This is a genomic window from Shewanella bicestrii (assembly GCF_002216875.1).
Lineage (GTDB): Bacteria > Pseudomonadota > Gammaproteobacteria > Enterobacterales > Shewanellaceae > Shewanella > Shewanella seohaensis.
In genome coordinates this window covers 3,625,127-3,639,537 of sequence record NZ_CP022358.1, presented here as the reverse complement: position 1 = coordinate 3,639,537, position 14,411 = coordinate 3,625,127, and the positions used below count along the sequence as shown (strand labels likewise).

Annotated in this window: 11 protein-coding genes; 3 read left to right on the top strand and 8 right to left on the bottom strand. The window is 50.2% G+C overall.

Translation table 11 applies throughout. From position 1 onward, the window contains the following. The first annotated feature begins 2 nt into the window (after positions 1-2). Complete coding sequence (carB, locus tag CF168_RS15955; RefSeq protein ID WP_037430414.1) at positions 3-3,227, top strand: carbamoyl-phosphate synthase large subunit; 3,225 nt, start codon at positions 3-5, stop codon at positions 3,225-3,227. A gap of 82 nt (positions 3,228-3,309) precedes the next feature. On the opposite strand, the gene CF168_RS15950 is transcribed toward carB, so the two are convergent. The 4 genes from CF168_RS15950 to CF168_RS15935 form a co-directional block, all read right to left on the bottom strand. Then, positions 3,310-4,077 (bottom strand): substrate-binding periplasmic protein, encoded by a 768-nt coding sequence (locus tag CF168_RS15950; RefSeq protein ID WP_089068308.1) that lies wholly within the window; start codon positions 4,075-4,077, stop codon positions 3,310-3,312. Between the two features lie 249 nt (positions 4,078-4,326). Then, positions 4,327-5,415 carry a methyl-accepting chemotaxis protein gene (locus CF168_RS15945; RefSeq protein WP_011621760.1) on the bottom strand — a complete coding sequence of 363 codons (1,089 nt, stop codon included), beginning with the start codon at positions 5,413-5,415 and terminating at the stop codon, positions 4,327-4,329. Positions 5,416-5,732: 317 nt separating this feature from the next. Next, complete coding sequence (mgtE, locus tag CF168_RS15940) at positions 5,733-7,106, bottom strand: magnesium transporter (RefSeq protein ID WP_089068307.1); 1,374 nt, start codon at positions 7,104-7,106, stop codon at positions 5,733-5,735. A 22-nt stretch (positions 7,107-7,128) separates the two neighbouring features. Further along, entirely contained in the window at positions 7,129-7,830 is a 702-nt protein-coding gene (locus CF168_RS15935; protein WP_089068306.1) for a hypothetical protein, read from the bottom strand. Between the two features lie 680 nt (positions 7,831-8,510). Here CF168_RS15935 and CF168_RS15930 point away from each other — a divergent pair. Next, positions 8,511-9,644, top strand: a complete 1,134-nt coding sequence (locus CF168_RS15930; protein WP_089068991.1) for an endonuclease/exonuclease/phosphatase family protein — start codon at positions 8,511-8,513, stop codon at positions 9,642-9,644. A gap of 39 nt (positions 9,645-9,683) precedes the next feature. Here CF168_RS15930 and CF168_RS15925 read toward each other — a convergent pair whose 3' ends face one another. The 3 genes from CF168_RS15925 to bufA2 all read right to left on the bottom strand — a co-directional run bounded on the left by CF168_RS15925 (position 9,684) and on the right by bufA2 (position 11,913). Further along, entirely contained in the window at positions 9,684-10,499 is an 816-nt protein-coding gene (locus tag CF168_RS15925) for an HvfC/BufC N-terminal domain-containing protein (protein WP_089068305.1), read from the bottom strand. Further along, positions 10,496-11,377 carry an MNIO family bufferin maturase gene (gene bufB, locus CF168_RS15920; protein ID WP_089068304.1) on the bottom strand — a complete coding sequence of 294 codons (882 nt, stop codon included), beginning with the start codon at positions 11,375-11,377 and terminating at the stop codon, positions 10,496-10,498. Before bufB ends, CF168_RS15925 begins: the two co-directional genes overlap by 4 nt. 83 nt (positions 11,378-11,460) lie before the next feature. After that, positions 11,461-11,913, bottom strand: coding sequence for a BufA2 family periplasmic bufferin-type metallophore (bufA2, locus tag CF168_RS15915; protein ID WP_089068303.1), 453 nt, complete (start codon positions 11,911-11,913; stop codon positions 11,461-11,463). A gap of 448 nt (positions 11,914-12,361) precedes the next feature. On the opposite strand from bufA2, the gene CF168_RS15905 reads away from it, so the two are divergent. Beyond that, a complete protein-coding gene (locus tag CF168_RS15905) occupies positions 12,362-13,552 on the top strand; it encodes a class I SAM-dependent rRNA methyltransferase (RefSeq protein WP_089068301.1) in 1,191 nt (396 codons plus the stop codon). 108 nt (positions 13,553-13,660) lie between these two features. Here the strand turns inward: CF168_RS15905 and rpiA are convergent, their stop codons facing one another. Beyond that, on the bottom strand, positions 13,661-14,320 hold the full coding sequence (gene rpiA / locus CF168_RS15900; RefSeq protein WP_011621766.1) for a ribose-5-phosphate isomerase RpiA: 660 nt from the start codon (positions 14,318-14,320) through the stop codon (positions 13,661-13,663). Positions 14,321-14,411 lie beyond the last annotated feature (91 nt).

Here is a 14,411-nt window from a genome sequence, read left to right as displayed (position 1 = left end):
CAATGCCAAAACGTACAGATATAAAGAGTATTCTTATCCTAGGTGCTGGCCCAATTGTTATTGGTCAGGCGTGTGAATTCGACTATTCAGGCGCTCAAGCCTGTAAAGCCCTGCGTGAAGAAGGTTACCGCGTCATTCTGGTGAACTCTAACCCTGCCACCATTATGACCGACCCTGAAATGGCCGATGCTACTTACATCGAGCCAATCCAATGGGAAGTGGTGCGTAACATTATCGCCAAAGAACGTCCTGATGCGATTCTGCCAACCATGGGCGGTCAAACCGCGCTGAACTGCGCCCTTGAGCTTGAAGCCAAAGGTGTACTGGCTGAATTCAACGTTGAAATGATCGGTGCAACCGCCGATGCGATTGATAAAGCAGAAGACCGTAGCCGCTTTGACAAAGCGATGAAGAGCATTGGCTTAGAATGTCCACGCGCGGGCATCGCCCACAGCATGGAAGAAGCCTATGGCGTGCTTGAACAAGTGGGTTTCCCTTGTATTATCCGTCCATCATTCACTATGGGTGGTTCGGGCGGTGGTATCGCCTATAACAAGGAAGAGTTCGAAGAAATCTGTTCTCAAGGTTTAGATTTATCGCCAACCAAAGAGCTGCTCATCGACGAGAGCTTAATCGGTTGGAAAGAATACGAGATGGAAGTGGTTCGTGACCGTAACGACAACTGTATCATCGTGTGCTCTATCGAAAACTTCGACCCAATGGGTGTGCATACTGGCGACTCTATTACCGTTGCACCCGCGCAAACTCTGACTGACAAAGAATACCAAATCATGCGTAATGCCTCTATGGCCGTACTGCGTGAGATTGGGGTTGAAACGGGCGGTTCGAACGTACAGTTTGGTATCAACCCGAAAGATGGCCGTATGGTGATCATCGAGATGAACCCACGGGTATCGCGTTCATCGGCATTGGCATCAAAAGCAACTGGCTTCCCAATTGCAAAAATTGCGGCCAAGTTAGCGGTGGGGTTCACCCTCGATGAGCTGATGAACGACATTACTGGCGGCCGTACGCCAGCGTCGTTCGAGCCTGCAATTGACTATGTTGTGACTAAAGTACCTCGCTTTAACTTTGAAAAGTTCGCTGGTTCTAACGACCGCTTAACTACTCAGATGAAGTCTGTAGGTGAAGTAATGGCGATTGGCCGTACTTTCCAAGAGTCACTGCAAAAAGCACTGCGCGGTTTAGAAGTAAGCCGTCACGGTTTAGACCCGATTACTGACATGTCTAAGCCTGATGCGTTAGCCCGTATCCGCCTCGAGCTAAAAGAGCCTGGCTGTGACCGTATTTGGTACATCGCCGATGCGATGCGTGCGGGTTTAACCCTGGATGAAATCTTCCGTTTAACCAATATTGACCCATGGTTCTTAGTCCAGATTGAAGAGCTGATTAAGCTGGAAGGCCAAGTGGCCGAAGGCGGTTTAGCCGGTCTTAACGAAGAACTGCTGCGTAAGCTTAAGCGTAAAGGTTTTGCCGATGCGCGTCTGGCGGCGGTCCTTGGCGTAAACGAGACTGAAGTCCGTAAATTGCGTGACCGTTTCGACATCCACCCAGTTTACAAGCGCGTAGATACCTGCGCGGCTGAATTTGCGACTGACACCGCTTACATGTACTCAACCTACGAGGAAGAGTGTGAAGCGAACCCATCTGACCGTGACAAAATCATGGTGTTAGGTGGTGGTCCAAACCGTATCGGTCAAGGTATCGAATTCGATTACTGCTGCGTGCACGCGGCATTAGCCCTGCGTGAAGACGGTTATGAAACCATCATGGTGAACTGTAACCCTGAAACCGTTTCTACTGACTACGACACCTCAGATCGTCTGTACTTCGAGCCTGTTACCCTAGAAGATGTGTTAGAAATCGTCCGTATCGAGAAGCCAAAGGGCGTTATCGTGCAGTACGGTGGTCAAACTCCGCTGAAACTGGCTCGCGCCCTTGAGGCGGCGGGTGTGCCGATTATTGGTACTAGCCCAGATGCGATTGACCGTGCAGAAGACCGTGAGCGTTTCCAGCAAGCGATTCAACGCCTGGAAATGAAGCAGCCTGAAAATGATACCGTCACCACGGTAGAAGGTGCGGTAATTGCCGCCGAGCGTATCGGTTATCCGCTGGTGGTGCGTCCATCCTACGTACTGGGCGGCCGCGCGATGGAAATCGTTTACGACCAACAGGATTTACTGCGCTACTTCAACGAAGCGGTAAGCGTATCTAACGCTTCACCAGTACTGCTAGACCACTTCCTAGACGATGCTATCGAAGTAGATATCGACGCAGTCTGTGACGGTGAAACTGTGGTTATCGGCGCGATTATGGAGCATATCGAGCAGGCGGGTGTTCACTCAGGTGACTCAGGTTGTTCGCTGCCTCCTTACACCCTAAGCCAAGAAATCCAAGATCGCATGCGCGTGCAAGTCGGCAAGTTGGCGATGGAGCTGGGTGTTGTCGGTCTGATGAACGTGCAGTTTGCCGTGAAGAATAACGAAATCTATATGATTGAAGTTAACCCACGTGCAGCGCGTACCGTGCCATTTGTGTCGAAAGCTACTGGCGTGCCGTTAGCTAAGATTGCCGCCCGTGTGATGGCGGGTCAAAGCTTGAAGGCGCAAAACTTCACTCAAGAAGTGATCCCACCTTTCTACTCAGTGAAAGAAGTGGTACTGCCATTTAACAAGTTCCCTGGCGTTGACCCACTGTTAGGCCCTGAAATGCGCTCAACAGGTGAGGTGATGGGCGTGGGCGATACCTTCGCCGAAGCCTATGCTAAGGCGCAGTTAGGTGCGACTTCTGAAGTGCCTAAGTCTGGTCGTGCACTCTTGTCTGTGCGTAACAGCGACAAGAAACGTGTTGCCGACTTAGCCGCTAAGTTGATTGAGCTGGGTTATCAAATCGATGCCACCCACGGTACTGCGGTTATCCTAGGTGAAGCGGGTATCAACCCACGCTTAGTGAACAAGGTACACGAAGGCCGTCCACACATTCTTGACCGCATCAAGAACGGTGAGTACACCTACATAGTGAACACCACCGAAGGCCGTCAAGCGATTGAAGACTCTCGTCAATTACGTCGCGGTGCACTGCGTTACAAAGTGAACTACACCACGACCATGAACGCCGCATTCGCCACTTGTATGGCACACGCTGCGGACGACCGCACTAACGTGACGTCAGTGCAAGAGCTGCATCAGCGCGTATTGGCAAAATAAGCCATAAGCCTCTGCCATCAAAAGGCCGGATAACTCAGTTATCCGGCCTTTCTTTTTACACTCAACACCTTGTACTAAAGATTTATTGTCCAACTCGCTCAGTTTCCATTGGCGGCGCCTCATTGGGCAGCCAGCGGTGATAAATTTGTGCAAAGGTGCCATCGGCCTTGATGTCGATAAGCGCCTCTTTCCATTGTTCTATTTCTTTGTTGGGGGTTCCCTTCGAAAATGAAATGTACAGATGATTTTCGCTGATCGTGTAGAGGGATTTTACGTCATCCATACTTGCGCCCGCTTCGGCGAGAATACTCGGTGCGGTGAGATTAGTATTGCACCATAAATCGATACGCTTTTTCATCAGTTGCTTCGCGCTCAGTAACGGCGTGGTAGAAGGGGCAATATTGGTAAACTGATGCTCCATTAATAATTGATCTTCCACGGAAGAGCGATACACCCCCACGGCTTTAGCCTGCTTGGCATCATCAATCGAACTAATGTTGAGTTGGCTGTCTTTTAGGGCATAGAAGTTAATGGTCCCCGTGGCGATAGGGCCGATCATGCTGAACAGTTGTTCCCGTGCTGGCGTTCTGGTCATGGCAAACAGCACCGTATTAGGCTGTTCTGTCATGATTTTCCAGCCGCGAGCCCAGGGAACGACCTTGATGGGATCCTGATTCTTCACGCGCTTTTGAATTTCTTGCACCACTTGTACCGCTAAACCATCGGGTTTGCCGTCGACGGAAAAGCTAATGGGAGCCCATTCTTCGGTATAGATACTGAGGGCGGCAAGCGCCCGGTACGGAAGAATACACAGGCACACTGCCAGTAGTAAGTGTGTGACAAACTTCATTAATCACCCTAAAAATGAAACGGTTATCGGCAAGTCTCACTGCATGCTCTCAATGAAGTAAAGTTGATAAGCCCTAGGCTATCAAGGCGGCTCTGGGGTATTTGTAGGTTGTGATGGCGGGGAAATGCCTTTCAGAGGCAAAGCAGGTATAGAGGGAATTTACCCAACGAGTGCAGGAGCGGGAAGGGAAAAGAGATTTAGCAATAAAAAGAGCGCCCAAGGGCGCTCATCTCTGCTGACACTTGCGAGTTACTGGCGATACACATCTCGCAGTAGATTATCGAGGCAAGCCACAACCCGCATACTCGAGTCTTCCATAGCATGTAACTGCTTTACCATGTCTGCTAAGTTGCCTTTCTGTTTTGCTGCCAGCGCCGCTTTACCCGCATCGTGCACTGCTTTATGGGGAGCGTCGAGAGCTTTAAAGTTGCTTAAATGCTGATAATTTTCCGCGCCAAATCCTTTGAAATACCATTGCCCCAAGCGGCACTCTGTATGGGAATTCACACTGTGGTTATGTTGATTCTTCTCAATTAATTGATACACATGGCTCTTCCATACTGCGTGGTCGAGTTTAGTGGTATTTAAAAAAGAAGCTGTCGCCGCATTGTGGATCACCTGCTGCATTTTGTGGGAGCGTTGGAGTACATCTTCAACCACTTGGCCGATTTGAGTCGAAGAGGAGGCGACATCTAGGGCACTGTTTTGATTGTTGTGCACAATTTCTTTGATATTCGACGCCTGTGCCACAATCTGCTTTACCAGTTTTTCAATTTGGCTACTGGCCTCGTGGGCTTTGCTGGCGAGTTGTCTTACCTCGTCGGCGACCACGGCAAAGCCTCGGCCAGCTTCTCCCGCACGAGCCGCTTCGATGGCGGCATTGAGGGCGAGTAAGTTGGTTTGCTCTGAGATGCCTTGAATGGCGGAGACAAACTGATTAATCGATGAGGTAGTGTTATTCAGCTCGGTTACGGCATCCATACTGTTGGTGGCTTGCTCGTTGATGTCAGTCGCGCGGCTACCTAAATTGGCAATTGCGACCCGTGTTTGATCAAATATTTTATCTAATTCAGACAGCGCTGCCTGTTCTTCGGTGAGTAATTCAGCGCTGCTGGCTAGGCCTTCTCTCACTGCATTTAGCATCTCGCCGCCTTGGTTTTGGCAGGCAATGACTTCGCTATACAGATCAATATGCTGACGGGACTGTTGCTGCATGGCCTCGTTTTCTCTGGCCATGTTTTTTAACTCTTCAATTTCCAATTCGTGTCTGTGTTGTTGATCCATCAGCCGCTGTTTAAGCGCTTCGTTTTCTGCTTTGAGTTTGGAATGAAACCACATAAAAAACCTCTAAACCTTTGTCGATATTGTTATGGCAGCAGCTTGTTCGCCGATTAATGGGCGATTCCTGTGAGGCAGGTGTTAAATCAAAATGCGGCTAGTAAAAGCGTAATCTACCCCAGCATTTTATTCTTATCATTTTCTTAATAAACAACAAATTTATGAACTGGCGCAAATAACGGACCTCAACCAGAGGGGAAGACAGAGCGATAAATGCCTTTGCCTTCCCATGGTGGTTTTAAGCTATGACACCAATCTGTGCGTCACAGCGGCATTTGACTGCAAACGCTGTGACGATTTGTTAGATGACAATCGACCTATGCCGTTGGTAAGTCGAGTATCAGAGTGGCAATACTAAAGTAAACCAGCACACCAATGATATCGGCTATTGAGGTGATAAGTGGCGCGCTGGCTGAAGCTGGATCCATTTTTAACTTGCTGAGTAAAAAGGGCAGTGACATACCAATCAGGCTGCCAATGATCACCACAATTTGCATAGTCAGTGCGACGACGAGGGCAATTTCAGGGCCGCCGCGCCAGAAACCGAGCAAGGACACCGCCAGCGCCATGCTGGCACCGAGTAATCCCGCAACCCCTAACTCGCGCCCTAGCAGTGAGAGCCAATCCTTGAGTATCACTTCGCCCGTGGCTAATCCCCGCACCATTAGGGTAGCGGATTGCGAGCCTGCATTACCGCCGCTGTCGATAAGTAAGGGCAGGAAGAAGACTAAAGACACATAGCTCGAAATTGTATCTTCGAAAAAGGCGATACCCGCCCCCGAGAAGATATTGCCAAAGACCAAAATCACCAACCAGACCACACGCTTACGGTAGAGTAGTCCTATGCTGGCAGTCTTTAAATTGTGTTCGATATTGCCGATGGCCGCGGTTTTGGTGAACTCGAGATCGGCCTGTGAGCTGGCAATATCCATCGCATCGTCATAGGTCACAATCCCCACCAATTGCCCCTTACCATTGATGATGGGCAGGGCCAGCAGATCGTAATGGGCGATCATCTGCACCGCTTCTTGGCATTGGGCGTTGGCATCCAAGGCAATGGGGTTGGGCTTCATAAAATCGACCACCAGTTCTTCTGGCTGGGCCAGCAGTAATTGCCGTAGTGAGACGGTACCAATTAAGCGCCCCAACATATCAACCACATAGGCTTGATATATGGTTTCTTTGTCGGCGGTTTCCGTACGAAGCATATCAATCGCCTGGGCGGCGGTATGTCGACTATTGAGCAAGGTGTAATCCGATGTCATCGCCGCACCGACCTTGGTCTTATCGTAGGCGGCTAAGGTACGCAGATCTTCCCGTTTAGCCTGCGCTAACACTGGCAGGAAGAGTTTTTGCTGCTCAGGTTCGAGCAGATTGTAGAGATCGGCGCGCTCATCCGCCGCCATCGTCAGTAAGAGCGACGATAGTGTTGTTTTATGAAGCTGTTGCACTAATGCGGCTTGCTGCTCATCGCTTAAATAGCGCAGTAAATCGGCGGCAACTTTTGCCGGTGCCAGTTGCAAAAACACTAATTGCTGCGACTGACTAAAGGTGCTGAGCGCGGTGGCAATGTCCGCGGGATGGCGCTCTTTGGCCAAGGCGACCATGCTCGTGCTGTCGCGTTGTTCTAGGATGAGTTGCAGGGCTAAGATGATTTGCTTAGTGTTTTTTTGGTTATTGTTCATGTTCATAGGTCATTCTCCCAACGAGCTATTAGCCAAAGAAAAAAGTGATATCTGCACCGAATTGCTGGGCGTTTCCCTTAAGGTCATTGCCTAGGCTGAACTCGAGTTGCAACTGTCTTTTGAGTAACCATTGATAGGCAAGACGGTAGGCGTGTGCCTCGGGTGCTTTGCGATAAATTTCGCCGATCCATTGCTGGTCTTCGCTCGGCGCTAAGGCAATGGCGATGCCTGCGATCAGTTGCGGCGACTGAGCCGCGTGTTGATAAAAGCCCAAATTGCTATAGAGGCGTAAATCCAGCTCCGCCATCTGATATCCCATAATGCCGAGCACTTCTGCGCTAATGGGATGAGGATCTTGATGATGGTGTTGCAGATTAATGGCCAGCGCGCTCTGCCAAGGGCCAGTGTCGATAGGCAAGGGCAATTTAATGCCCAGCTCGGTTTGCTGTTGGTTCTTGCTGCTGTCTGCTTGTTCTTCAACGCTTAGATGTTGATGTTCAAGCCCTAAGTGCCATTCCCATTGTCCTTGGTTGCAGGTTGCCGCCGTTTTGAGTGCTGTCGCAGAGTGATCCGATCTAGGTTGTTGCCAGCCGAGTTGCAGCTCGCAACGCTCGGCGATGCCGGGATCATCAACGTCCAGTAAAGAAGCGTTCGCTGTGACGCTAAGACATAGCCCAAAGAGCGCCAAAGGTTGCCGGGCAAAGGTGGATGTATGTTTGATATAAGCCATAGGTAAACTCCCAAAGTAAGGGAGGCCTACTGGGGCAAAACATGGGTGAAGATGTATTCAATGGTCAGCACTTTCCCTCCAGCCAAAGGCCGGATAAAACCAATAGCCGAGCGCAAGCATAAGCTGATTGGCCATGGGTAAAGGCTTAAATTGAATATACGGGAGTGGAGTGAGGAAGCGTCACGCTACTACCCTGCCTAGCAGGTAGCAGCAAAAACATTGCGGGCTAGTGCTAGGTGTTTAATCCTGTCACTTGGACAGGGCATCTACTGTCACTTATGTGTGTGCCCACAGTGGGTCTCCGCAATGATAAAAGTGGCTAGATTCTAAACCGCGAAAACGCAAAGTCAAACCCGAGTGCCAATTCACTATGTTTATGTTTGAATATGGTTTTTATTCTTAAGTGAATTGGGTTGGTTGGTTTTAATCTTGTTGCGCCTTGGTGGTTAAGTGTTCTCAGTGAGTGGGTTGCTTGTTGGTTTTATGGGCTTTCTTGCCTAGGTCGCTGGTGGCAATGAGCATGCTGTGATTGATGAGCAAATCGATTTAGGTATAACCTTGGGTATCACGCCTTAAAATGGCATCTCTTGCCTAAGTCATTGGGGAAATAGGCCATTTTGATGCGTAAATCCGTTAAAGGCGCTGTAGATAGCATGATTTGGCTAAAGAGGAATAATACCGTGGCGCAGCATTCCCCAGAATGGTCGAGTTCGACCGAGGCGACGCAATCGAATATTAAAATTGCGACCGTGAATCTATTTAACTTTATCGAGCCTCCCTCAGCCTTTTATGATTTTGAGAATATCTATAGCCACGGCCAATGGCAGAAAAAGTGCCAGTGGTTTAGCGAGTTATTGAATCAACACCATCCGGATATTGTTGGGTTTCAGGAGGTGTTTAGCCCTGAACCGTTACGCCAGCTTGCGCTGCAGCAGGGACTCACTCACTTTGCGGTGGTCGATAGTGCGACCTTAGTCAGTGACTATATCTACCAAAGCCCTGTGGTGGCGTTGGCGTCTCGCTTCCCTATCTTAGAGGTACACGCTATCGAACCAGAGGCGCACTTAGTGGCGGCAATGGGTCTGTCGAGCGAATTTAGCTTTAGCCGTAAAGTGTTACGGGCGACGGTGGCGGTGCCGCAGATAGGCCCCTGTGATTGCTATGTGGTGCATTTTAAATCTAAGCGGCCGGGATTGGCTTTAGAGCCGCATCCCTTGGGCTTGTCGTTAAATGCGCCGTCGGATCTAAAGTTACACGCCGAGACTAAGTTATTAACCGAACAAGCCCTCGGGCGCTGGGCCTCGACCATGCAGCGGGGCGCCGAGGCGGCATTGCTGTTCCATGCCATACTCGCCAGAAGACAGAGTGCCAAATATCCGGTGATCCTGATGGGGGATTTTAACGATAGTTTGTCCTTAGGCGCGCTGGATGCGTTAACCCTCCAAGGCGAAGCGCTGCACAGTAACGATATAAAGGCAGCAGGACTTGGGCATTTATCCGATGCGGCGTTAGCGCAAGTGTTTGCCCACTATCGATTACAAGATGCCTATGAGCTGTTTATCGAAGCCAATGTAGCCGATAACGCCGTCCATTACCGTGAGCATAGGGCGCCCACCCATTACTATGGTCCTAAAGGATCAGTGCTGGATTATGTGTTGCTCTCCAATGAGTTTGATGCCAGCGATAGCCGCAGTTTGGCGCAGGTGGTGGATTATCAGACCTGCGATAGACACTTAGTCAGGCCCGAATATGAGCGCGATGCCTATAGTACCGACCATGCGCCCGTGATGGTGGAATTGGCACTGCGGCGTTAGCGGTTCGAGCCGCTGCTTGTGTATCGAGCGGCTGATGCCTTAATCATTCGGCTGAACACTCAATATCAAACCTAATTGAAACCAAGCTTGCAGTGCTTGCAACAGCTGCTGCATGGCCTCTTCTGGCGAAAAAAACGCCAACATCAATTCGCATTGCTCGGCAATATTGGCGCCATGAATAAATCCTTGAATCAAGGTTAATTGGTATTCAGCGAGGGAGATAAACTCCGTTAAACGGCTCTCGCCGCGCCAGAGTAACCAAGCGCGTTTACCTTGATAATCGGGCGCGGGCGGGACTTGTTGATGCTTTAAGGCTTGCCAGGTTTCGACCGCATTGCTGGCACACTCAAAAAGCTGCACGCTAGGGTGAAAACGCAGTTGGCAATAGGGCCAAGCGTCGGCGGGTAAGGATTGCAGCGCTGCAAAGCTTGCGCGCTGTTCATCTTTGGCATCGAAGGTGTTGAGTAGGCGACGCTCGAATCTCGCAATATCGCTGATAATCGGATACTGGCTAAAAAAAGCGTCGCTGGCTAAGTAGTCGGGCAGGGCATCGGCAAATTGGCGTAACGAGGTAAAACGTGAGGGCTGGTGGGCGATATAGCCATTGGCCATGCGCGCGAATAAATCATCGCCTAAATACAGACCGAGTATTTCATGGTCGGTATCGAGGACTTCGGTTAAGCGAATGCGATAGGCATTGGCGTAAATCTGCATGCGGATATCGCGCCCCACGCCGCCTTGCTCGGCAACTTTGTCACTAAAGGGTTTCTCTATGGTTTCCGGTATCGGCGTTTGGGCGGCGCTTGCCAGCAGATAATCCATAAATTGCTGTTGGATCTCGCGAAGTTGGCTCATGCCACCGTCTCCTGCCGCGGTCTGTAAACCAGAGGATGTGACTCGCCTAACGTGGTGCGGGCGATGTTGCGGGCAATCGCCAACTCGGCTTCTAATGCATTAAATTCGGGGATATTGGCATCGCGCTCAATCATAGTGCTGACGCTGCCAAAGCGGGTTAATGCCTGCCGATACAGCTCCCAGACACTGGGACAAACGTCGTGGTCATGGGTGTCGATAACATAGTCGCCGTAATCCGAGTGACCCGCTAGGTGAAATTGTTGCACCCGATTAGGCGCGATTTGCAGCAGATAATCCTCAGGGGGGAACTGATGGTTACGGGCGCTGACATAGATGTTGTTGATGTCTAACAGCAATAGGCAATCAGCCTCCTCGGCTACTGCGTTAACAAATTGCCACTCATTCATGGTGGAGCCTTGGTAGGACAAATAGCTGGAGACGTTCTCCATCAGAATGCGGCGACCTAAAAAGTCCTGCACTATGCCGATGCGCTCTGCCACGTGTCTTACGGTTTCCTCGGTGTAGGGTAGGGGCAGTAAGTCATGGCTATTGATACCGTGGATGGAGGTCCAGCAAATATGATCCGAAATCCATTGGGGCTGCACTTCATTCGCGAGTTGTTTAAGCGCCTTAAGATAATCCATATTCAGTGGATCTGTGCTACCGATGGATAAAGAAACGCCGTGCATCACCAGCGGATAACGCTCGGCAATCTCACTCAGGTAATAGCGGGGTTTTCCGCCCGCGACCATAAAGTTTTCCGAGAGTATCTCGAACCAGTCGACCTCGGGCTGATGCCTAAGCACATGGTCGAAGTGCTGGGTTCGCAGCCCTAAACCAAAACCTAGGGTGGGGTGAGTGAGACGCTGTTTATCCATGTATCAACCTCATGATGACTGAGTAGCTGAAGCGGTCCAGATTCCGACCGCTTCTTCCTCTGTACCAAGCTTGCGGGCAAGCCTTAAGCGCCGACCTTGCCACCTAAGTCGCCACAGGCTTTCGCTGGGGTGGCCACAAAACCACTGCCTTTGCAGCTGGCGTGTCCGGCGCAGGCATTGTCTGCGGTCTTGCAGTCGTTATGGCCTTTACAGGTATTGATGCCATAGCAGTGTACTAGCTCGGTATTGGCGATTTTGCCCACCCAATCATCGGCCACTTTGCCACCGACATCGCCACAACTCTTGGATGGCATAGCCACAAATCCACTGCCTTTACAGCTGGCGTGGCCGGCGCAGGCGTTATCTACGGTTTTACAGTCGTTATGGCCTTTACAGGTATTCACGCCATAACAGTGGACGAGGTCGCTACTGTCAGCGCTGGTCATAGGTTCTGCTGCATTCACTTGGCTTGCCATACTGGCCATGGCCATAGCAAGTGCTGCACCTGAAAGTGCGGTTTGGGCTTTCTTATTCATGGTCTCTTCCTTCGCATTCTGACTACATGAGTCATCTTGTTGATTAGCTTGCTTTTATAACGACAGCACCAATAGGCAGCATATAAAGCGGATGGATAAACACAGGAATAAGCCTAGTTGCTTGTGCAGCTTTTGCTTAAGTCCTGTTACTGGGATAAGACCTTAAGGGGCGAGAATATCTTTCAGCGCAATCCTGTTTATCTCGTCGAAAATCGTGCTGGCTTACCAAAAATCGGCTGTGGTAAGTGGGTTTTGCGGCGAAAACTAAGCTATGATCGCCATCACTTAGCGCGGCACCATCATGTGTTGTTTACTGTGGATGGCTCGCGCTCAAACGATATTAGGTATATTATCCGCTTCCATTTTTTGAAGACGGCGCCTGACGAACTTAACGCAGTTTGTTGTGGCGGTTCAATTTAGCAAGGCGGTACTTTTTTAAGGCGGTACTATGGCAGTCAGAATCAAACTTAAACCCGGTCGCGAAAAGTCCCTTGAGCGTCGTCATCCTTGGGTCTTTTCCAACGGGATCCACAACGTTAAAGGTAAACCCGAAGCGGGTGATACCGTCGATGTGGTTGCCCATGATGGCCATTGGTTGGGCCGTGGTGCTTGGTCTCCTGAGTCTCAAATCCAAGTACGGATTTGGACTTTTGATCGCGAAGAGGAAATCGACCGTGAGTTTTTTAAGCGCCGTATTCTGCGTGCCCAAGCGGGACGCGACGATCTCATTCGTGAGCAAGGCTTAACCGGTTACCGCTTAATTGCCGCCGAGTCCGATGGTCTGCCCGGTATCACCATTGATAAATACGCCAATGTGTTGGTCTGCCAATTGCTGAGCATGGGCGCCGATGTATGGCGTGACACTATTGTCGATGTGCTCGCCGAGCTGTACCCCGACTGCGCGATTTACGAGCGCTCAGACGTTGATTCCCGTAAGAAAGAAGGCTTAGCTTCTACCATGGGTTTACTCCATGGCACACTGCCTGAAATGCCCGTCATTATTGAAGAAAACGGTATCAAAATCGCCGTCGATGTGACTAAGGGTCATAAGACTGGTTTCTACCTCGACCAGCGCGACAACCGTGCTATGGCGGCGCGGTTTGTGAAGGGCAAATCGGTGCTGAACTGTTTTTGCTACACGGGCACCTTTGGCCTGTATGCCGCTAAGGCGGGCGCCGCCCGCATTGAAAACGTCGACGTGTCGGCGCTTGCCCTCGATACCGCGCGTTTGAACATGCGAGTCAATGGCTTAAATGATGACAATGTGCATTACAACGAAGCCGATGTGTTTAAGTTGTTACGTCAGTATCGCGATGAGGGTAAAACCTTCGATGTGATCGTACTCGACCCGCCAAAGTTTGCCGACAATAAGTCGCAGCTCAATGGCGCTTGTCGTGGCTATAAAGATATCAATATGATTGCGCTGCAATTATTAAATCCGGGCGGGGTGCTGTTGACCTTCTCTTGCTCGGGATTAATGCCAGCGGATCTGTTCCAAAAAATCGTTGCCGATGCGGCACTGGATGCTAAGCGTGAGATCCAATTTATCGAGCGTTTAAGTCAGGCGAGCGATCACCCGATTGGCAGTGCCTTCCCAGAAGGTTTTTACCTCAAGGGCTTAGTGGCTCGAGTGTGGTAATCGCTTAATGGCCTTAGTGTTATAAAAAATGAGGGTCATAAAAAATGCCGGTGCAGTTGCATCGGCATTTTTGTTTCTCGCATGGGAGTCTTTCGACTCAGTCAGCCCTTAAGCGGTAAAGGTTTTCACGCCTTCAGGGGTGCCAACCAATAACACATCGGCACCGCGTTTCGCGAACAAACCGTTAGTCACTACGCCGACGATGGCGTTGATCTTTTCTTCTAATTCCTTAGGATTGATGATCTTAAGGTTGTAAACGTCGAGGATTACGTTGCCGTTATCAGTCACAACGCCTTCACGGTATACTGGGTCGCCGCCGAGTTTGACGAGTTCACGGGCCACGTAAGAACGCGCCATTGGGATCACTTCAACGGGCAGAGGGAATTCACCCAAAATATCCACTTGTTTAGTGTTATCCACGATACAGACAAACTTTTCAGCCACAGCCGCAACGATTTTCTCACGGGTTAATGCCGCACCGCCGCCTTTGATCATGTCCATATGGCCGTTGATTTCATCGGCACCATCGACATACACAGATAATTTATCGACGCTGTTTAAGTCATAAACTGGGATGCCAAGGGCTTTCATCTTTTGGGTTGAGGCTTCTGAGCTTGATACCGCACCTTCAATATCAGCCTTCATGGTGGCGAGGGCATCGATAAAGTGATTGACGGTTGAGCCAGTGCCTACACCCACAATGCTGTCTTTCTCAACGTATTTGAGAGCAGCCCAGCCAGCGGCTTTTTTCATTTCATCTTGAGTCATGTTGACATCCTGTAATGGCAAATGAGTAAAAAATTCTGGGCTTAGTATACTCTTTTCCATCAAAGTGTGTGGTGCTATTGCACTGTAGCTG